Raw genomic sequence first — 19,656 nt, forward strand, 5'->3', positions numbered from 1 at the left:
ACCGTTTACTTTTCTCGTAAATTTCGTCATAATATGAAATAGATAGCGAAGTTTGGAGGGTATGCAAATGACGAAAGAAGACTATCGCGAAAAAATCGAAGAAGATCGTCAAGAAATTGAGCTTGAAACGACTAAATCTAGAATGTCTCGCTCAACAGGTAAAATAAAAAAGCGTAAAAGCCCACTTATGCCTACTTTACTTGTCATCTTCATATTTATTCCGTTATTAGTGCTTATTTATACGCAATTTATTTATGAACCTACTAGTCCAGTAGAAACAGTAGAGCAAACAAATGATGTTGTACAAGTAGAAAAAAATGAACCGCCCGTAGTAGCTGAAGCAGCAGATGATGAGGAAGATGAAGACGAGAAAAAAGACGGGAAAGCAACTTCTGAAAAGCTAGATGATGTATCGGAAGAACAGAAAAAAGAATTAGCAGCAGCTCAAGCAGCAGCGGCGGCTGAGGCAACAAAAGCGGCGCAAGAAAAAGCAGCAGCTGAGCAAAAGGCAAAGGAAGAAGCAAAAAAGAAAGCCGAAGAAGAGGCGAAGCGTCAAGCCAAGGAAGCGGCGAAATCGAAAAAAACGCATACAGTCCAATCAAATGAGACGTTATACCGTATCGCGATGAATTATTATAATGACCCAAGTGCAGTAGAAAAAATCAAACAAGCAAACGGTTTAAATTCAGAATCCATTTATGTTGGACAAACACTTGTTTTACCGTAAAATAATATGATATGTGTACATAAAGTACAATATGGAAAAAGACGGACCCATGCACGTGGAGTCGTCTTTTTCTAATGAATGGGAGGAAGCTAGATGATCTGGATGTATGGCGTATTTTGCATCTTGCTTCTGTTTGTGCTCTATATGGTGAAAGAAGCACATGAAAATAATATTCGCACACATGCGGTGCAAGCTACGGGGAATGAAGATCAATTTGCGGTGTTCTTTATTTCGGATGTCCACAATCGGCGGATTTCCACGCATATGCTGCAACAAATAAAGCTGGTAGAAGCTGTGATTATCGGTGGAGATTTTGCAGATAAACGTGTGCCATTCAAGCAGATAAAAGAAAACTTACAAAAGCTTAGGAAGCTTGGACCCATCTATTTTATTTGGGGGAATAACGACCGAGAAGTAGGAGAAGAACAGTTGCGAGCATTATTGGCTCAGTATGATGTAACCATTGTAGAAAATGATGCGGTCTTGTTGCCAAACAGGGCAAATCCGACATGGATTAGCGCAATTGACGATACATCGACACGCGCTTATAGCTTTGAAAAGGCACTTGAAAAATGTCAGGATGGGGATATTACGCTGTTTGTTTCACATAATCCTCAAGTTTTTTATAAAGCCTATCCGTTGCATAAACCGACATTAATGATGGGGGGACATTTACACGGTGGGCAAATTCGATTAGGTCCATTTAGTGTGCATCCGCACGGCTCCTTTTCCATACGAAAAGGTGTACCTACTTTAGTAAGTAACGGGTACGGGACAACGCTTTTCCCACTTCGTTTGATGGCCAAACCAGAATGCCATATTATTACGATCACATGTCAAAAAGCTACTCGTAGCTGATATGGGTGATAAGTATACAAGGAAACGAATATAAAATACACCTCGCGCTATTGGGGCGCGAGGTGTATTTAGTAATGGAGCGTTATTGAAAAAAAATCAAATAGAGAAATCCTCTGGAACAAAGACTTTTAATTGTTTTGGTCGAACATAGACCGTATCCCCTTTTTTTATTGCTAATAGGTGATATTGTTCCTTTGGTAGTGCTGCTTCTAAATATTCGTCGCTATCTAGTCGTTTTAATTCCACTTGTACGGTTGGACCTACAAGGTGGATATGTGTGATGAGCGCTGGGACAGTATGATCTGCTTTTTCTTTTTCAATCGCTATATCATGTGGTCGTACATAACCGACAGCCTCATCATATGTGGCACCATGTAATTCTTCGGAAAGATGAATTTCAAATGGCCCATGTGTTAGCTTGCCATTATGTAGGCGTCCTCTAAATAAATTCACATTTCCTAAGAAATCATAAACAAATGGGCTAGCTGGATGATCATAAACCTCTTCTGGACTACCAATTTGTTCAATTTCCCCCCCGTTCATGACAATAATACGATCTGCTACATCTAGTGCTTCTTCCTGATCATGTGTGACGAAAATACTTGTAACATGATACTCATCGTGTAACTTGCGTAGCCATCGACGAAGTTCTTTTCGTACTTTTGCATCCAGCGCACCAAATGGTTCATCCAGTAATAAGACTTTCGGTTCTACGGCTAAAGCACGGGCTAACGCAACACGTTGGCGTTGACCCCCTGAGAGTTGAGATGGATAACGATCAGCAAAGTTTTCGAGTTTTACTAGGCGCAACAAATCATAAACCTTTTGCTTTATTACTTCTTTTGAAGGGCGAGTGTTACGTGGTCGTACTTTTAAACCGTATGCTACATTATCAAATACGGTCATATGGCGAAATAGCGCATAATGCTGGAATACAAAGCCAACATTTCGCTCTTTCGGATTCACGTTTGTAATATTATGTCCATCAAATAAAATAACGCCTTCATCTAGCCCTTCTAAACCTGCAATAATTCGCAATAAGGATGTTTTCCCAGAACCAGAAGGCCCAAGCAATGCAATAAGTTCGCCTGAAGCGATGTCGAGTGAAATATTTTGTAAAGCTTGAAAACTACCAAAAGATTTCGAGACATTTTGAATTGAAATACTCATTTTAATGACCTCCCCCTCGTAATCCAGATTTCCACTCAATTAAATTTTTTAAGATGATTGTAAAAATTGCTAAAATGGACATAAGTGAGGCAACTGCGAATGCTGCTGAAAATTGATATTCATTGTATAAAATCTCAATATGCAAAGGCATCGTATTTGTCAGTCCTCGAATATGACCGGAAACAACTGACACAGCACCAAATTCTCCAATAGCGCGCGCATTACATAAAATAAGTCCATATAATAAGCCCCATTTAATGTTGGGTAATGTGACGTAGAAAAATGTTTTTAATCCGCTTGCACCAAGAGAAATAGATGCTTCTTCATCTGTAATCCCTTGCGTTTGCATAAGGGGAATCAGCTCGCGTGCAACAAAAGGCACGGTAACGAATAATGTAGCAAGGACAATTCCAGGTAGTGCAAATACAACTTTAATATCATGGGTCATTAACCATTCGCCAAATAATCCTTGCGCCCCAAACAATAAAATAAACGTTAACCCAGCAATAACTGGAGAGATAGCAAACGGTAAATCAATCAATGTAATGAATACATTTTTTCCTTTAAACGAAAATTTCGTAATACACCAAGCAGCAGCGATTCCGAAAAGGGTGTTTAGAGGGACGACAATCACCGTGACGAGTAACGTTAGTTTTATTGCTGCTAATGCGTCAGGATGTGTGATGGAGGCGATATATGTCTCCCATCCTTTTTGAAAAGCGGTAATAAAAATAGAAATAAGAGGTAGTACAAGGAAGATAGCTAAAAATAATAATGACATTGTCAATAAGGCTATCCGTACAAGCCAAGGCTCTTCAATAGAGGAGCGCGATTTTGTTTGTAGTGTATTTTGGTATGTAGCCATTTTATGCCCTCCCTAACTCGGTAAGAATTTTCGATTTGTATACCATTGAATCATGTTAATTAACAGTAATAGTAAAAATGAGATAATGAGCATGACCGTGGCAATAGCAGTAGCTCCGACATAATCGTACTGTTCTAGTTTTGTCATAATGATGAGCGGTGTAATTTCTGTTTTCATTGGCATATTCCCAGCGATAAAGACAACGGATCCATACTCGCCTAGCGCTCGTGCAAAGGCGAGTGAAAACCCTGTTAAAATGGCAGGCACCAATTCAGGAAAAATAACTTTTATAAACGTTTGAAGACGGTTTGCCCCTAAACTAGCGGATGCCTCCTCCATTTCAGTACTAAGATTTTGCAATACAGGCTGTACAGTCCGCACGACAAAAGGTAAACCGATAAATGTAAGGGCGATCATAATGCCAATCGGTGTAAAAGCGATTTTAAAGCTAAAGAACTGACCAAGCCAACCATTCGGTGCGTAAAGTGTTGTTAATGCAATCCCAGCTACAGCTGTTGGTAAAGCAAATGGTAAATCTACAAGTCCATCAATTAATCGCTTCATTGGGAAGTGGTAGCGAACTAATACCCAAGCAAGCATCGTGCCGAATATTACATTCATTAGCCCCGCTACCAGTGCAGTGCTGAAGCTGAGTTTATAAGAGGCGACAACACGTGGATGGGTAATTGTATCCCAAAACGCTGTCCAGCTCATCGATAAGGTGTTCAAAAATATCATAGAAATGGGTAGCAACACTAAAATGCTTATGTAGAGCAATGTATACCCTAAAGATAGAGAGAATCCAGGGATAATCGAATAATTTTTTTTCTTCAATCCGTACACCTCCTTAGATAAGCGTAAAAAGATAAATGTTTATCTTTTTACGCTTGTTTTTATTGTTGTTCATAAATTTCGTCAAATGTGCCGCCATCGCTAAAGTGTGTCCCTTGTGCTTCTTGCCAGCCTCCAAAATCTTCAATAGACACTAATTCTAGTGTAGGGAATTGATTGGCATATTTCGCTAAAATTTCTTCATTGCGTGGGCGGTAGTAATTAGTAGCAGCGATTTCTTGCCCGATATCTGTGTATAGGTATTCAAGATAAGCTTCTGCCACTTCTCTTGTGCCTTTTTTGTCTACGATTTCATCAACTATGGCAACAGGCGGCTCCGCTAAAATACTTAAAGAAGGTGTTACAATTTCAAATTCATCATCCCCTAATTCATTCAGTGACAAATAGGCTTCGTTTTCCCAAGCGATTAATACATCTCCAATACCGCGTTCTACAAATGTTGTCGTAGAGCCACGTGCACCAGAATCTAATACTTCCACATTGCTATATAAATCTTTGATAAACGATTTAATTTTTGCTTCATCCTTTCCGTATTGTTTCGCTGCAAAAGCCCATGCAGCTAGGTAATTCCAACGAGCACCACCCGATGTTTTTGGGTTTGGTGTAATAACAGATACATCGTCCTTTACTAAGTCATCCCAATCTTGAATGTTCTTTGGATTTCCTTTCCTTACTAAAAAAACAATGGTTGACGTGTATGGAGTTGAATTATGCTCAAATTGTGTTTGCCAATCTTTATCTAATAGATTGCGAGCTTGTGAGATTTCATCAATATCATAGGCAAGGGCCAGTGTGACAACATCAGCCTCTAAGCCATCGATAACAGCCCGTCCTTGTTTTCCAGAACCGCCGTGTGATTGATGAATTGTGACAGCTTGACCTGTTTCTTCTTTCCAATAGTTAGTAAATTGCGCATTGAATTCTTCATAAAGCTCCCGAGTTGGATCATAGGAGACGTTATATATTTCAACTGCTTCACTGCTACTATTCGATGCTTTATCACTCCCGCAAGCTGCTAATACGGCAATAGCCCCTGCTAACAATGTAGTTAATAACCAATTTTTCTTCTTTTTCATCTATACCACTCCCTTAAGAAAATAAGAAAGGCAGTGTGAATGTTTTAGAACATTCACACTGCCTTCAGTTGTCTGATCAGCGATTTTTTTGTTTTCCTTACTTGAGGCTAGCTTCTCAAATAAGCTTATAAACACATTAAAACAAATATAACCTATAAGTCAACAAGGAATTAAAAGGAAATGATAAATAGGTGTATGGTCCTATGGAATTTGTTGTTTAAATCTCGAATAAACTCGAAATTTGCATAGAAAAGCGGTACACTTAACATAATTGGATTTTGAGAAAGAAGGGTTTACTTATGCAAAAGGTAGATGCAATTATTGTTGGGGGAGGTCCATGTGGATTATCGGCAGCGATTGAGCTCCAAAAAATAGGATTAAAGCCAATTGTCATTGAAAAAGGGAATATTGTAAATGCATTATACAATTACCCAACACACCAAACGTTTTTTAGTACGAGTGAAAAATTAGCAATTGGCGATGTGCCATTTATTATAGAGGAACGCAAGCCGCGTCGAAATCAGGCGCTTGTGTATTATCGTGAAGTCGTGAAAGCGAAAAATATCCAAGTAAATCGCTTTGAAAAAGTTAACCGTGTAGAGAAAAAAGGTGACCAATTTATTGTTTCTACGACAAAAGGGCAATATGAAACACCTTATGTAGTCATTGCGACAGGTTATTACGATCATCCGAATTATATCGGTATTCCAGGCGAGGATTTGCCGAAAGTGCATCATTATTTCAAAGAAGCCCATGAATTTTTTGATACGGATGTTGTCGTAATTGGCGGCAAAAATTCAGCTGTTGATGCTGCGTTAGAGTTGAATAAAGCAAGTGCCCGTGTAACGGTTGTGTACCGAGGGAGTGAGTATTCACCTAGCGTCAAACCGTGGATTTTGCCAGAGTTTGATGCATGTGTTCGCAATGGGGAAATTACAATGCACTTTGAAAGTCATGTCACAGAAATTTACGAAGATAAGGTCGTCATTGACGTACAAGGTGAGAAGAAAATCGTGAAAAATGACTTTGTCTTTGCGATGACAGGCTATCATCCGGATCATGATTTTATTCGTGAAATGGGTGTGAACATCGATGAAAAAACGGGACGCCCGCATTTTAACCCTGAAACGATGGAAACAAATGTGGAGAACTTGTTTATTGCTGGCGTCATTGCAGCAGGGAACAATGCCAATGAAATCTTTATTGAAAATGGTCGCTTCCATGGTGACCTCATTGCTCATAAAATTAACGGATAAATAAGTTCTTAATGGATAATGATTGAAGGGGTGCTGAAAGTAAAAACTTTCAGCACCCCCCTTTATGTTAAAGTGACGTCAAAAACGTAACGTGTTTTAGGCGAAAAAGAGTTTTAAGTCAATTGGTGTATGGGCTTGATTGATGCCGATTAAGAGCTTCAAACGGGCTTTTTGTCCATTAATGCCGTTTGCAAAAATGACACCAGCATCTTCTAATTGTTTACCGCCTCCTTCATATCCGTAAATTCCTTCTGCGATTCCGTTAAAGCATCTTGAAACGAGGACGACTGGGATTTGCTGTGCTAATAGTTTTTTAATCGTATTCGCCACAGCTGGCGGCACATTTCCTTGGCCTAAACCTTCTAGTACTAACCCATCGTATCCTGCTGTATGAACCGCTTCAATAAGATCAGCTTCCATCCCAGCGTACACCTTTAATAACGCGACACGCTTTGTCATAGCCTCTAGTGGTACATATTGCCTTCTAACAGGCTGTTGTTGGATATGAATCGCTTTTTTAGTGACTAATCCAATCGGACCGTATTGTGGACTTTGGAATGTATTGACGCTAGAGGTTGACGTTTTCGTAATATTAAACGCTTGATGGATTTCGTCATTCATAACAACGAGCACACCTTTTTTACGTGCCTTTTCATCACAGGCGACACGTACGGCTTCTAATAAGTTATAAACACCATCTGCCCCGAGTTCATTAGAAGAACGCATCGCTCCTGTTAAGACAATGGGAAAGTCAAAATTCGTCGTTAAATCTAAAAAGTATGCTGTTTCTTCTAATGTATCTGTCCCATGTGTCATCACAACACCGTCGATTTTATAGAGCTGTGTTTGTGTTATAATTAAATTACGTAATGCCAACATTTCAGTAGGCGTAATATGTGGGGACGGCAAATTAAACGCTTCCATCTCGATGATATGTGCGTAGGTTGATAGGGTTTCCTTTGCGTCAACAATTGGATTTCGCTCGTTTGGCAAGACGGCACCTTCTGGACTCATTTGCATTGAAATGGTCCCGCCTGTATGAATTAATAAAATATTTTTTTTCATCAGAAAACCTCCTGTTTGCACTTTCTTGCAACTGTTTTTGTTATAATAGAAAAGATGAATTTGTTTCGAATGTAAGGAGGTAGTGACATATGTTCATATTGTTATCGGCTGCGATTGCACCAGGTCTAGCACTCCTGAGCTATTTTTATTTGCGTAATCAAATGTCTACAGAACCAAGACGCACACTCCTACACTCATTTATATACGGGGCGCTCATTACATTCCCGATTATGTTTATTCAATTTGTACTTGAGGAAGAACAAACGTTTTCAAGTTCATTTTTTACAACCGTCGTATTTACAAGCGCAATTGAAGAGTTTTTTAAATGGCTTGTCATTTTTACGGCTATTTTGCGCCATGTGGAATTTGACGATCCATATGATGGTATATTATATGGTGCTGCCGTGTCATTAGGGTTTGCGACAGTAGAAAATATTTTATATTTACTATCATTTGGTATTGATAAAGCGTTTCTTCGCGCCTTGCTACCTGTATCGAGCCATGCGCTATTCGGTGTTGTGATGGGCTATTATTTTGGCAAAAGTAAGTTTTCAAAAGATGATAAGCAAATCGAATATTTACTGCTTGCACTTATAGCGCCTATGATACTGCATTTTAGTTATAACACAATTTTAACGCTTAAAGGCAATCTTATGTATCTAGTAGTGCCGTTTATGTTATTTTTATGGTGGTTTGGTCTAAGAAAAGTGAAATTGGCGCATCGTCATTTAGTGATGCATTTATATGAAAATAATAAGATGTAACTAGCTTTTGTTAACAAAATTCGTTAGCAAAAGCTTTTTTTGTGTATAAAATGTTTCTCCTTTTCCATCCTACCTAGAAAAGGAGTGATATATGGATGATGAAAAAATGGTTGTTCATTTTAATATTATGTTTTGGTGTAGTGCCGATACAAACGAATGCTTTTTCGTCACAAGTTGTAGAGCGTGGTGCGTTTGGTGATGATGTCACTGAATTGCAAGCGAGGTTGCAATATATCGGGTACTATAAAGGGAAAATTGATGGGATTTTCGGCTATGGTACGTACTGGGCATTGCGTAATTTCCAACAAGACTACGGTTTAAAAGTAGACGGTCTTGCAGGTTCAGAAACAAAAAAAGTACTGACAAATAACTCGAAGTATTATGAAGCGTTTGTTCGCGAACAAATGAATAAAGGGACGAGGTTTACCCATTATGGTGGCATCCCACTGGAGCAACAAGTGCAACAAGGAACGAAAAACAGTCAAATTCAATTGCCTAATAAATACTCGGAGCAAGATTTACAACTCATGGCGAATGCTGTTTATGGTGAAGCCCGTGGTGAACCGTATGAGGGGCAGGTTGCAGTAGCGGCCGTGATTTTAAACAGGCTGGAATCAGACGAATTTCCAAACACTATTTCAGAGATTATTTTCCAACCACGGGCCTTTACAGCGGTAGCGGATGGGCAAATTTGGTTAACGCCAAATGATCGGGCTAAACAAGCAGTGTTAGATGCGATGAATGGGTGGGACCCTTCAGAAAATGCGCTTTATTATTTTAACCCAGAGACAGCGACGAGCCCATGGATTTGGACGCGGCCTCAAATCAAACAAATCGGCGAACATATTTTTTGCTATTAGAGGTGTAATATGAAAAATACATTATATTTATTAGGCATTTTGTCCTTTGCTTTAGTGCTGTATACGATCCATCTTTCACAAGAGAATGGGGAATTAAAACAAGCGGTCCATGCGCAATATACAAGTGAATTAGCAAGTGCGTCAGAAAAATTAAATAACCTATCGAAGACCGTACTGCAAGCACAATTGTTTCAAGATGAACAAGCGCGTTCAGAAGAAATGGATTCCATTTGGCGTTTAAGTAATGAGTTACGTAATTCTATTACTAAACTGCCGATTCAATCGGAAGTAGCAAGTGAGCTTTTAAGTTATTTAGGTAAAATGGGTGAGCAAGCGAAGCGAGGAACTGAAGCCGATTGGGAAGGTATTTCGCAAAATATGAAAATGTTATCTGAAGACTGGACTGTAGCAACAGCTCGCTATTTTGCAGCAGACAGTGATTATAATACATGGCAAGATCATGTACTGGATGAAGTCAATTCGCCATTTAAGCAAGTGTCTACTACTGTGAAAAGTTATCGTGAAGCGAACTTCCCTATTACCGCTAGTGAGTCAGATTATCAGAAAAAACGCGAACTGGCGCATATAACAGATAAAGATGTGACAAAAGAACAAGCGGTAAATAGAGTACGGGAGTTATTTCCAACGATAGATGGTGCAACACTTACTGTATCCATGAATGCAGACGATGCTGCTTATCCGTTCTATCATATTCAATTTGTGCGAGGCTCTCGACTTGGTTACGCGGATGTAACAAAAAAAGGTGGGCATTTACTGTCTTTCTTATTAGAGCGTCCAGTGAATGAGCAAAGCATTAGTCAACAACAAGCACGTGATACGGCAACACAATTTTTGAAACAAGCAGGGTTTACGGATGTTGTTTATACGGAAGTACGTGAAAATCATGAAGCATGGCATTTTGTATTTACACGACAAGCCGGCGATGCACTTGTCTACCCAGATAGTATCCAATTGAAAATTGCGAAAGACAATGGCGAAGTGTTAGGGGCGAACACAATGGAATATATACAAAAGGAAACCATTCCAGATACAAAGCCTACTCCTTTGAATGCAGATGAATATTTTACGGATCGAGTGACTGTTGAGGATACAAAACTAGTTTATACAGAAAATGCAGGATATGAATTAGTGCTTTGCTATGAAATGACAGTACGGGTGAATAATGATACAAATGATACATTCCGTGTATTAATCGATGCAAATACACATGATGTTATCCAAACAGAGAAATTAATCTAATGGAACACTATCTTCCCTTATAGAAAAAAATGCAAATTCGTGCCATAATAGGGGTATTATTTGTGATTTGAGGGGTTAGACATGGAACTTAAAATTGGCACAATGTTAATATTAGAACCAACTTATACCGAACGCGTAGAGAAATTTCGTTGTAAAGTGTTAGAGCAAAAAGATGGTGTTATTTACATCGATTACCCTGTTAATACGATTACGAAGAAGACGGCTTTTTTAATAGACGGTGCACAGTTTCGAGTGACATTTAACAATGAGGCAAAACAAAGCTTTGCGTTTAATACGGAGGTATTAGGGCGTAAAGGGGGAAATATCCCAATGATTATGTTAGCCTATCCACAAGATGAAGAAGTGATTAAAATTCAACGTCGCGAATATGTACGTGTCGAAACACCTGTGGATATTGCAGTGGAGTATGATGGGGTTTTCACACAATTCATTGCGGCAGATATTAGTGCAGGTGGCGTGTTATTAAATTTACGAGAAGCCGTTAACTTTAACGGTGGTGATACGGTTCACTTAACGGTTGTGTTGCCGTATATGAATGGGGAAATCCGTTATGTACAGACAGATGCACTCGTTGTGCGCATTTTTGAGCGGGATGAACGTACATTTGCATCGATGCAATTTACAGATACGGATGATCTTGATAAACAATATATTGTGCGCTTCTGCTTCGAACGACAGTTGCAAATTCGTAAAAAGGAATTGAATGAAAGCCTATAGTCACCAGCGATGGTGGCTTTCTTTTTTACTCATAACGAGCAAATCCACAAATATATATTACCAGTTGAGTACCCGTTGATTTCCGCTCCATTCGGCTCGCTTTCCACGGGCACGGCTTCAGCCTCCTCGTCGCTCGTACCTCGGTGCTCCTGTCGCTACGCTTTCGTCGCAAATGAATTTCCTGCGGGGTCTTCGGGCCAACATGACGTTGGTCACGAAGGCGTTGTCACAGGACGTGACGGTTTTAGCCTTCGTTCCTTTATTGCTATTCCCGTAGGAAGCTTTGCTCTGTAGCGAAAGGCGCATGCCGTCAGCTACACCTCGCCGATTCCGCTTCAATCAACTAGCAAGTCATTTTTGATCACGTTTTGCTAAAAAACACGCTTCTATAAAGGCAATATTTTGTTAATCAACACATCTGAGATTCTCATTAATTATGGTAGAGAATGGACAATTATACTTGTAAATAGAAAAAATGATTTCTCTTAAAGAAGAGAACTGTTTTTCTAGCATATTGAGAAGTATTCACTTTTTGCCGTAGCGCGCCATAGCCACAGGAGCCGGAACAGGAGATCCAAACAGGCCGCGCCTGTTTTAGCTCCTGTGTAGGCTGTGGCAAAGCGCGGAGGCTACGATTATGCTTTAGTTTAAGATTTATCTGGTGTTTTTAGGATGCTTTTTTGCTCATTTAGAGTTTTTTAGAAAAACGGTTGTTGTAGTTCCTATATCTCTTGGGAATGTTGTACGTACAACTAGAGTAGAAGTGCATGAAATTTTATATGAATATGGTACAATGGTGGAGGAAAGTAGGGATTATACTGATGGCTAAAAAAATTCAAATTGCAATTGATGGTCCAGCAGGAGCTGGTAAAAGTACAATCGCGAAAATTGTCGCAGAAAATTTAGGGTTTACATACATTGACACAGGGGCAATGTATCGCGCAGTAACGTATAAAGCTATAGAGACAGGCATACAATTAGAAGACGCAGTAACATTAGAAGAAATGCTTCGTGAAACGGAAATTAAATTACAACCTTCAAATGAAGGACAACTTGTGTTTGTGGATGGGAACGATGTGTCAGCTGCCATTCGTTCGAACGAAGTAACAGCTCATGTTTCACAAGTGGCAGCGTATGCTAATATTCGTGAGATTTTAGTAGGAATGCAAAAACAATTGGCTGCTGCGGGTGGTGTCGTAATGGATGGCCGTGATATCGGAACGCATGTATTACCAACTGCTGAATTAAAAATCTTTATGTCTGCTTCAGTGGAAGAGCGTGCTCGACGCCGTCATTTAGATAACGAAAAACGCGGTATCTCGTCATCGATTGAAAAACTGAAAGAAGAAATTGCGCTTCGAGATAAAATGGACAGCGAGCGAGAAGCTTCGCCACTTATTCAAGCAAAAGATGCTATATTTTTAGATACGACATCGTTAACGATTGACGAGGCTGCTACTGCTATTTTAAACTTAGCAAAAGAAAAAATGGTGTAATTACCAGTTCGATTACATGAAATTTCTGAAAACAAAGGGAAAATTTTTGTTTTTATGATTGTTTTCGAATAAAATAAGAATGGAAGATGCAAAGGAGGGCTACATATGTCTGAAGAAATGAACTTAGGTGTAAATGAAGGATTTCAAGAAGGAGATATTGTAAAAGGTGTTGCTGAGCAAGTAGATGAAAAATCAGTAACAGTTTCAATAGAAGGTGCTCCATTCGATGGAATCATCCCGATTAGCGAACTATCAAGCTTGCACATCGAAAAAGCTTCTGACATCGTATCAGTAGGTGATACGCTTGAACTAATAATTACGAAAGTTGAAGAGGAAAACTACGTATTATCGAAACGGAAAGTAGATGCTTTACGTGCGTGGGATGACCTTATTCAGAAGTTTGAATCGGGTGAAGTGTTCGAGGCAGAAGTGAAGGATGTAGTGAAAGGCGGCTTAGTCGTTGATTTAGGCGTGCGTGGCTTCGTTCCTGCATCATTAGTAGAAGATTATTTTGTAGAAGATTTTGAAGATTATAAAGGCAAAAAGATGAGCTTCAAAATTACAGAGTTGGATAAAGAAAAAGGGCGCTTAATTTTATCTCATCGTGCAGTAGTAGAAGAGGAAAAAGCGTCGAAAAAACGCCAAGTCATTGATACTGTTAAAGAAGGCGATGTATTGCAAGGGAAAGTGCAACGTTTAGCAAGCTTTGGGGCTTTCGTTGACTTAGGTGGCATCGATGGCTTAGTGCATATTTCACAAGTAGCACATGAGCATGTAGAGGATGTATCTACTGTATTATCAGAAGGGCAAGAAGTGAAAGTGAAAGTGCTGTCAGTTGACCGCAACAATGAGCGTATTGCTTTATCGATTAAAGAAACAATTCCGGGCCCTTGGTCTGGTATTGAAGAGAAAGCGAAAAAAGGGTCTGTTTTAGCGGGTAAAGTAAAACGTTTAGTCACGTTTGGTGCCTTTGTAGAAGTGTTCCCTGGTATTGAGGGACTTGTGCACATTTCGCAAATTTCACACAAGCATATTAACACACCGCACGAAGCCTTAAAAGAAGGGCAAGAGGTACAAGTGAAAGTACTTGATGTGAATGAAGCGGAAAAACGCTTATCGCTCAATATTAAGGACTTACAAGCAGACGCAGAAAAAGAAGAAGCGTTCGACTATGAATTACCAACAGAAAATACGGGCTTTTCATTTAGTGATGTAATTGGTGATCAGTTAAAGAAATTTACACAAAAATAATACTGTAAAAATAAGGCGGGCTATTTTGCTCGTCTTATTTTTATGGGATGAATATGTGTTTAGAGACACTTTCACCGTTTTGAATGTTATGAAAACATGCTATAGTGTGAAGATTGGTGTATAATACAAAATCGAGAAGAAGTTTGGAAGGATGATAACAGATGACAAAACCAGTAATCGCCATCGTTGGTCGTCCGAACGTAGGTAAATCGACAATTTTCAACCGTATTGTTGGAGAACGTGTATCCATCGTGGAAGATATTCCAGGTGTGACACGTGACCGTATTTATAGTTCGGCAGATTGGTTAGCACATGAATTTAATATTATTGATACAGGTGGAATTGAAATTGGTGACGAGCCGTTTTTAGAGCAAATCCGCCAGCAAGCTGAAATTGCCATTGATGAGGCAGATGTCATTATCTTTATGACAAATGGTCGTGAAGGTGTGACAGCAGCAGATGAGCAAGTGGCAAAAATTTTATATAAGACAAAAAAACCAGTTGTACTAGCTGTCAACAAAATCGATAACCCCGATATGCGTGAAATGATTTATGATTTTTATTCACTAGGATTTGGGGAGCCGTTCCCAATCTCAGGTTCACACGGCATTGGCTTAGGAGATTTACTTGATGAATGTGCAAAGCATTTCCCAAAAGAAGATGAAAATCAATACGACGAAGATGTGATTAAGTTCTCGTTAATCGGTCGTCCAAATGTAGGGAAATCTTCATTAGTAAATGCTTTCCTCGGACAAGAGCGTGTAATTGTATCGAATATTGCCGGTACAACGCGTGATGCGATTGATACACCATACACGTATGAAGAACAAGATTATGTCATTATTGATACAGCGGGGATGCGTAAAAAAGGGAAAGTGTACGAGTCCACAGAGAAATATTCTGTACTACGTGCGCTACGTGCAATTGAGCGCTCCGATGTTGTATTAGTAGTCTTGAATGCGGATGAAGGGATTCAAGAACAAGATAAAAAAATCGCTGGCTATGCGCACGAAGCAGGGAAGGCGATTGTTATCGTTGTAAACAAATGGGATGCTGTTGAAAAAGATGAGAAGACAATGAACTTCTATACACAACAAATTCGTGAGCATTTCTTATTTTTAGATTATGCACCGATTGTTTTTGTATCAGCGAAAACAAAGCAACGTGTACATCAAATTTTACCAATTATCCAACGTGTAAGTGAAAACCATGCAATGCGTATTCAATCATCAATCTTAAATGAAGTGATTGAGGATGCGGTAGCGAGAAATCCGGCACCAGCAGATAAAGGTCGCCGCTTACGCTTATATTACACGACACAAGTTGCTATTAAGCCACCAACGTTTGTCGTATTCGTCAATGAACCAGAGTTAATGCATTTCTCTTATGAGCGTTTCCTAGAGAATCGTATTCGTGAAACGTTTGATTTCGAAGGGACACCAATTCGTTTAATTACACGTGCACGTGATTAATTCGATAAAGGGGATAGAACGATGGAATATGTAACGGTATTAGGGGCAGGCTCTTGGGGAACAGCGCTTGCAGTTGTATTAGCGGAAAATGGGCATAATACGCTGTTATGGACCCACCGAGCAGACCAAGCAACAGAAATAAACGAACAACACACGAATAAAAAATATTTACCAGAAACGATTTTGCCGACGAATTTACGTGCTACCGCTTCTTTAGAAGAAGCGGTAGCCCATGCACCGACAATTGTTGTAGCGGTGCCGACAAAAGCGATTCGTGAAGTATGTAGCAATATGTCGGATTTACTGCATACGGCTAAATTATTAGTACATGTGTCAAAAGGGATTGAACCGGATACATTGCTGCGCATTTCGGAGCTGATACGAGAAAGCGTGAAGGCGGAGTTCATTGAAGACATTGTTGTCCTATCAGGGCCTTCGCATGCCGAAGAAGTTGTATTGCAACATCCGACGACTGTGACAGCGGCGTGTACGTCAATCGATGCGGCGAAAAAAGTGCAAGATTTGTTTATGAGTAATTATTTCCGCGTTTACACAAACGATGATATTATTGGTGTGGAAATCGGTGGTGCGTTAAAAAACGTCATTGCACTTGCTGCAGGGATTACGGATGGTTTAAACTACGGTGATAATGCCAAAGCAGCGCTCATTACACGCGGTTTAGCTGAAATTACAAGGCTCGGTGTCAAAATGGGTGGTAATCCATTTACATTTGCAGGTTTAACGGGTATGGGCGATTTAATTGTGACATGTACAAGCGTCCATTCACGTAACTGGCGTGCAGGTCATATGCTCGGTCAAGGGTTAAAGTTAGATGAAGTGTTAGCTAAAATGGGCATGGTTGTAGAAGGGGTTCGTACAACGAAAGCGGCGTATCAATTAGCACAGCAATATGAGGTACCGATGCCGATTACAACCGCTTTATACGAAGTGTTGTTTAACGATAAGGAAGTAAAAGTAGCAGTCGATGAGCTCATGATTCGTATGAAAAAATCAGAAATCGATGAGTTACGGTAAATTTTAATAAAATGTTCACAAACAAGGAGGTGCAAATGTGCGCCTCCTATATTTTTATATGGAAAAACGGTATAATGACTAACAGTGTGAAAGAAATGTGAAAGGCGGTTTTTCTGTAATGCCATTATTAGATATGTCTGCATTTGTATTAAATGCGCGTGGGCCGTTAGCGAATATGCCCGCCCTTGATGTCATGTGGGTATCATTTTATTCAATTGGGCTAATGATGCTTTCGGTTATTATGGTTTCAGCTGTTCGAAAGTGGGTACATAATGCATTCTTTTCAATTGCTTTAAGATTCATTGCGTTTGCAATGTTCTTTATAGGTACGGTTTTAATGGTGCTCGTTGTAGCAACGTGGCCAGCGTAATAAATGGAAGGGGAAAAATGATGAAAAAGTCCTTAGTATTTTTCTTAGTAGTAGTAGCTTCTGTTCTGTTATCTGCGTGCGGTGCTGTTTATACGAATGATGAACAACAACGAGTGCAGCAAACACCAAATCCAGACGCGCTTAATGCGGTACAACGTGCAATCAATGAATATCAAGAAGCTACCGGTGTATTGCCGATTAAAAATAGTGAAGAAAATACCGATATTTTTGTGAAGTATCAAATTGATTTTATGAAATTAACAAATGGTGGCTATCTTGCAAAAGCACCGGATAATGCGTATGAACAAGGTGGTATTTTTACATATGTCCTTTGGAATGTAGAAGACGCGCCAACAGTGAAATTGATTGATTTACGTATGACGGAACGTATTCGTGAAGTCAATTTACGTTTTGTATCTACAAAATATCCACAATTTAAAGATCGTGTCGCAGACTATGTATATACAATCAATTATAAAAATATTGGCTATAGTCAAGAAGTAGCGGTGAATAGTCCCTATACAAATAATTTATTGCCATTAGTTGTATCAAGCGAAGGGGATGTATATGTAGACTATTCGCTTGATATGCAGCTTTTTATTAATGAAAAAGGTTTGACACCAACACCAGGGGAAGATATTCGCTATTTACTAGCGGATGAATACCCTGTATTACCAGCTTATTCTTTACCATATACAGTAGATGAAAATAATGAAGTGACTTTTATGTATGACCCAGTAAAGGTAGAAAAAGAAGAAAAGCAACAAAAATAAGAGAATAGTGAAAAATAAAATAGACGCTTCTCGCAAATTTTGCGAGGAGCGTTTTTCATATTTTAATAAAATGTTCATACAATGGTAATACGTAAAGGGGGAGCGTATGTCAGAACAAGTATTTAAACAGTTAGCTGAACGTACTAATGGAGATGTATATATCGGTGTTGTAGGGCCTGTACGTGTCGGAAAATCCACGTTTGTCAAAAAAGTAATGGAAATGATTGTGTTGCCGAATATTGCATATGAGGATGAACGAAAACGTGCATTGGACGAGTTACCACAAAGCTCGCCTGGTCCTGTTATTATGACGGCAGAGCCGAAATTCGTGCCTGCTCAAAGCGCACATATTACAATTGGTGAAAATGATTTAGCTTTCCGTATTCGATTAGCGGATTGTGTAGGGTATGTGATTGATGGGGTAAAAGGTTACGAGGATGAAAATGGACCGAAATTCGTGCAAACACCATGGCATAATGAGCCTATTCCATTCCAAGAAGCAGCTAAGATTGGGACGGATAAAGTCATACGTGATCATGCGAATATCGGCGTCGTTGTGACAACGGATGGTACAGTAAACGGGATTAAACGTTCTGCTGCGGAAGTGGCAGAGCAACAAATTATCGAACAATTACAGGAGATTGGAAAGCCATTTGTTATCGTATTAAACAGTACAATGCCTGGGCATGAAAACACGATGCGTTTACGTAATGAACTATTAGAAAAATACAATGTGCCGGTGCATGCAGTGTCGATTGAGCAACTGACAAAAACAGATATTATGTATATTTTACAAGAGTCGCTCTATGAATTTCCGGTGGAAGTCATTGATGTAGAAAAACCAGACTGGTTAGATGTGTTAGAAGACTCGCATCCAATTCATGTGACGTTACAAGAAGCGATTGATCATATGACGACAACGATTCGAAAAATCCGTGATGTGGAGCATGCGACAAAAGTACTTGAGCAGATTGATTTTGTGGAAGCGTGTGACTTACAAGAAGTGGACCCAGGCCTTGGGGTGGCAACGATTCGATTAGCGATAAAAGGCGAAACATATAAAGCGGTATGTAATGAATGGTTAACGGAACCGATTGATACGAAAAAAGATTGGCTGCTATTTATTAAGGAGTCTGCACAAGCCAAAGAAGAACAAAAACGCTTTAAAGCAGCGATTGACAATGCTCGAAAAGATGGGTACGGGGTGACATTACCGACAATCGATGAATTTGAGCCAAGCGAGCCAGAATTAATTCGTCAAAATAATTTCTATGGTGTGCGGATGAAGGCAAGTGCAGCCTCTTATCACATTATTCGCATTGATATGGGGACGGAATTTGCGCCGTTAATCGGTTCAGAATTTTACAGTCAACAATTATTAAAAGATTTAAAATACGCATTTGAGCATGATCGAGAAGCGTTATGGAATACACAGCTCTTTGGTACACCGCTTCATGAATTATTAAAAGAAAGCATTAGTTATAAAATGCAATCTATTCCACAAAATGCAAAAGAACGTATGCGTTTAACAATTGAACGTATGGTAAATGAAGGTGAACGAGGAATTGTAACGTTTGTGATTTAGTTATAATTTATAAACAAATAATTGAAAATTCCGAAAGAACAGTGGCAAATTTGGTTCATTTGTCCTGTTCTTTTTGTTTTGGTCACAAAAAATAGCAGGAACTTAAAAAATACGGATAAATACAGTTGCAGTGCGATTTTTCTTATGTTACTCTTTTTACATGATTTAGGTTCATGACCCTTT

19 protein-coding genes are annotated in these 19,656 nt (G+C 39.3%); 14 read left to right on the plus strand and 5 right to left on the minus strand.

What is annotated here, in order from left to right; all coding sequences use genetic code 11:
- Window positions 1-67: 67 nt before the first annotated feature.
- Entirely contained in the window at window positions 68-727 is a 660-nt protein-coding gene (locus tag AC3II9_RS00740; protein WP_489152581.1) for a LysM peptidoglycan-binding domain-containing protein, read from the plus strand.
- A 93-nt stretch (window positions 728-820) separates the two neighbouring features.
- Window positions 821-1,585: a metallophosphoesterase gene (locus tag AC3II9_RS00745; protein WP_489152582.1), complete on the plus strand. Its 765-nt coding sequence runs from the start codon at window positions 821-823 to the stop codon at window positions 1,583-1,585.
- Between the two features lie 96 nt (window positions 1,586-1,681).
- Here AC3II9_RS00745 and AC3II9_RS00750 read toward each other — a convergent pair whose 3' ends face one another.
- From AC3II9_RS00750 to AC3II9_RS00765, 4 genes are read right to left on the minus strand one after another with little or no spacing between them, the layout of a single operon-like run.
- Window positions 1,682-2,755 (minus strand): sulfate/molybdate ABC transporter ATP-binding protein, encoded by a 1,074-nt coding sequence (locus tag AC3II9_RS00750; RefSeq protein WP_489152583.1) that lies wholly within the window; start codon window positions 2,753-2,755, stop codon window positions 1,682-1,684.
- 1 nt (window position 2,756) lies between these two features.
- The gene (cysW, locus tag AC3II9_RS00755) at window positions 2,757-3,620 is read right to left on the minus strand and encodes a sulfate ABC transporter permease subunit CysW (RefSeq protein WP_489152584.1); all 864 of its coding nucleotides are present in this window, start codon (window positions 3,618-3,620) and stop codon (window positions 2,757-2,759) included.
- 12 nt (window positions 3,621-3,632) lie between these two features.
- Window positions 3,633-4,463: a sulfate ABC transporter permease subunit CysT gene (cysT, locus tag AC3II9_RS00760; RefSeq protein ID WP_489152585.1), complete on the minus strand. Its 831-nt coding sequence runs from the start codon at window positions 4,461-4,463 to the stop codon at window positions 3,633-3,635.
- Between the two features lie 50 nt (window positions 4,464-4,513).
- On the minus strand, window positions 4,514-5,548 hold the full coding sequence (locus tag AC3II9_RS00765) for a sulfate ABC transporter substrate-binding protein (protein WP_489152586.1): 1,035 nt from the start codon (window positions 5,546-5,548) through the stop codon (window positions 4,514-4,516).
- Between the two features lie 299 nt (window positions 5,549-5,847).
- Between AC3II9_RS00765 and AC3II9_RS00770 the strand changes: the two genes are divergently transcribed.
- Window positions 5,848-6,804 (plus strand): YpdA family putative bacillithiol disulfide reductase, encoded by a 957-nt coding sequence (locus AC3II9_RS00770; protein WP_489152587.1) that lies wholly within the window; start codon window positions 5,848-5,850, stop codon window positions 6,802-6,804.
- A 96-nt stretch (window positions 6,805-6,900) separates the two neighbouring features.
- On the opposite strand, the gene AC3II9_RS00775 is transcribed toward AC3II9_RS00770, so the two are convergent.
- Window positions 6,901-7,869 (minus strand): asparaginase, encoded by a 969-nt coding sequence (locus AC3II9_RS00775; protein WP_489152588.1) that lies wholly within the window; start codon window positions 7,867-7,869, stop codon window positions 6,901-6,903.
- An 89-nt stretch (window positions 7,870-7,958) separates the two neighbouring features.
- Between AC3II9_RS00775 and prsW the strand changes: the two genes are divergently transcribed.
- From prsW to spoIVA, 11 genes are all read left to right on the plus strand, one after another.
- On the plus strand, window positions 7,959-8,633 hold the full coding sequence (gene prsW / locus AC3II9_RS00780; RefSeq protein WP_489152589.1) for a glutamic-type intramembrane protease PrsW: 675 nt from the start codon (window positions 7,959-7,961) through the stop codon (window positions 8,631-8,633).
- Window positions 8,634-8,731: 98 nt separating this feature from the next.
- Window positions 8,732-9,493 (plus strand): spore cortex-lytic enzyme, encoded by a 762-nt coding sequence (gene sleB, locus AC3II9_RS00785; RefSeq protein ID WP_489152765.1) that lies wholly within the window; start codon window positions 8,732-8,734, stop codon window positions 9,491-9,493.
- A gap of 9 nt (window positions 9,494-9,502) precedes the next feature.
- Window positions 9,503-10,753, plus strand: a complete 1,251-nt coding sequence (locus AC3II9_RS00790; protein ID WP_489152590.1) for a PepSY1/2 domain-containing protein — start codon at window positions 9,503-9,505, stop codon at window positions 10,751-10,753.
- Window positions 10,754-10,834: 81 nt separating this feature from the next.
- Window positions 10,835-11,491, plus strand: a complete 657-nt coding sequence (locus AC3II9_RS00795) for a flagellar brake protein (RefSeq protein ID WP_489152591.1) — start codon at window positions 10,835-10,837, stop codon at window positions 11,489-11,491.
- An 821-nt stretch (window positions 11,492-12,312) separates the two neighbouring features.
- Window positions 12,313-12,987, plus strand: coding sequence for a (d)CMP kinase (gene cmk, locus AC3II9_RS00800; RefSeq protein WP_489152592.1), 675 nt, complete (start codon window positions 12,313-12,315; stop codon window positions 12,985-12,987).
- Between the two features lie 105 nt (window positions 12,988-13,092).
- Entirely contained in the window at window positions 13,093-14,238 is a 1,146-nt protein-coding gene (gene rpsA / locus AC3II9_RS00805; RefSeq protein ID WP_489152593.1) for a 30S ribosomal protein S1, read from the plus strand.
- Between the two features lie 161 nt (window positions 14,239-14,399).
- Complete coding sequence (gene der, locus AC3II9_RS00810; RefSeq protein WP_489152594.1) at window positions 14,400-15,710, plus strand: ribosome biogenesis GTPase Der; 1,311 nt, start codon at window positions 14,400-14,402, stop codon at window positions 15,708-15,710.
- Between the two features lie 21 nt (window positions 15,711-15,731).
- On the plus strand, window positions 15,732-16,745 hold the full coding sequence (locus tag AC3II9_RS00815) for an NAD(P)H-dependent glycerol-3-phosphate dehydrogenase (RefSeq protein ID WP_489152595.1): 1,014 nt from the start codon (window positions 15,732-15,734) through the stop codon (window positions 16,743-16,745).
- Between the two features lie 118 nt (window positions 16,746-16,863).
- Window positions 16,864-17,115, plus strand: a complete 252-nt coding sequence (locus AC3II9_RS00820; RefSeq protein ID WP_391366894.1) for a DUF2768 domain-containing protein — start codon at window positions 16,864-16,866, stop codon at window positions 17,113-17,115.
- Window positions 17,116-17,135: 20 nt separating this feature from the next.
- Complete coding sequence (locus AC3II9_RS00825) at window positions 17,136-17,888, plus strand: hypothetical protein (RefSeq protein ID WP_489152596.1); 753 nt, start codon at window positions 17,136-17,138, stop codon at window positions 17,886-17,888.
- Between the two features lie 106 nt (window positions 17,889-17,994).
- The gene (spoIVA, locus tag AC3II9_RS00830) at window positions 17,995-19,473 is read left to right on the plus strand and encodes a stage IV sporulation protein A (RefSeq protein WP_489152597.1); all 1,479 of its coding nucleotides are present in this window, start codon (window positions 17,995-17,997) and stop codon (window positions 19,471-19,473) included.
- The last annotated feature ends 183 nt before the right edge of the window (window positions 19,474-19,656 follow it).

It is taken from the genome of Lysinibacillus sp. RU7 (assembly GCF_057837305.1).

Excerpts from the sequence above, each read along its gene's own strand:
- AC3II9_RS00740 (WP_489152581.1), top strand. The coding sequence starts at position 68 with ATGACGAAAGAAGACTATCGCGAAAAAATCGAAGAAGATCGTCAAGAA.
- AC3II9_RS00745 (WP_489152582.1), top strand. The coding sequence starts at position 821 with ATGATCTGGATGTATGGCGTATTTTGCATCTTGCTTCTGTTTGTGCTC.
- AC3II9_RS00750 (WP_489152583.1), bottom strand. The coding sequence starts at position 2,755 with ATGAGTATTTCAATTCAAAATGTCTCGAAATCTTTTGGTAGTTTTCAA.
- cysW (WP_489152584.1), bottom strand. The coding sequence starts at position 3,620 with ATGGCTACATACCAAAATACACTACAAACAAAATCGCGCTCCTCTATT.
- AC3II9_RS00765 (WP_489152586.1), bottom strand. The coding sequence starts at position 5,548 with ATGAAAAAGAAGAAAAATTGGTTATTAACTACATTGTTAGCAGGGGCT.
- AC3II9_RS00770 (WP_489152587.1), top strand. The coding sequence starts at position 5,848 with ATGCAAAAGGTAGATGCAATTATTGTTGGGGGAGGTCCATGTGGATTA.
- AC3II9_RS00775 (WP_489152588.1), bottom strand. The coding sequence starts at position 7,869 with ATGAAAAAAAATATTTTATTAATTCATACAGGCGGGACCATTTCAATG.
- prsW (WP_489152589.1), top strand. The coding sequence starts at position 7,959 with ATGTTCATATTGTTATCGGCTGCGATTGCACCAGGTCTAGCACTCCTG.
- sleB (WP_489152765.1), top strand. The coding sequence starts at position 8,732 with ATGAAAAAATGGTTGTTCATTTTAATATTATGTTTTGGTGTAGTGCCG.
- AC3II9_RS00790 (WP_489152590.1), top strand. The coding sequence starts at position 9,503 with ATGAAAAATACATTATATTTATTAGGCATTTTGTCCTTTGCTTTAGTG.
- AC3II9_RS00795 (WP_489152591.1), top strand. The coding sequence starts at position 10,835 with ATGGAACTTAAAATTGGCACAATGTTAATATTAGAACCAACTTATACC.
- cmk (WP_489152592.1), top strand. The coding sequence starts at position 12,313 with ATGGCTAAAAAAATTCAAATTGCAATTGATGGTCCAGCAGGAGCTGGT.
- rpsA (WP_489152593.1), top strand. The coding sequence starts at position 13,093 with ATGTCTGAAGAAATGAACTTAGGTGTAAATGAAGGATTTCAAGAAGGA.
- der (WP_489152594.1), top strand. The coding sequence starts at position 14,400 with ATGACAAAACCAGTAATCGCCATCGTTGGTCGTCCGAACGTAGGTAAA.
- AC3II9_RS00815 (WP_489152595.1), top strand. The coding sequence starts at position 15,732 with ATGGAATATGTAACGGTATTAGGGGCAGGCTCTTGGGGAACAGCGCTT.
- AC3II9_RS00820 (WP_391366894.1), top strand. The coding sequence starts at position 16,864 with ATGCCATTATTAGATATGTCTGCATTTGTATTAAATGCGCGTGGGCCG.
- AC3II9_RS00825 (WP_489152596.1), top strand. The coding sequence starts at position 17,136 with ATGAAAAAGTCCTTAGTATTTTTCTTAGTAGTAGTAGCTTCTGTTCTG.
- spoIVA (WP_489152597.1), top strand. The coding sequence starts at position 17,995 with ATGTCAGAACAAGTATTTAAACAGTTAGCTGAACGTACTAATGGAGAT.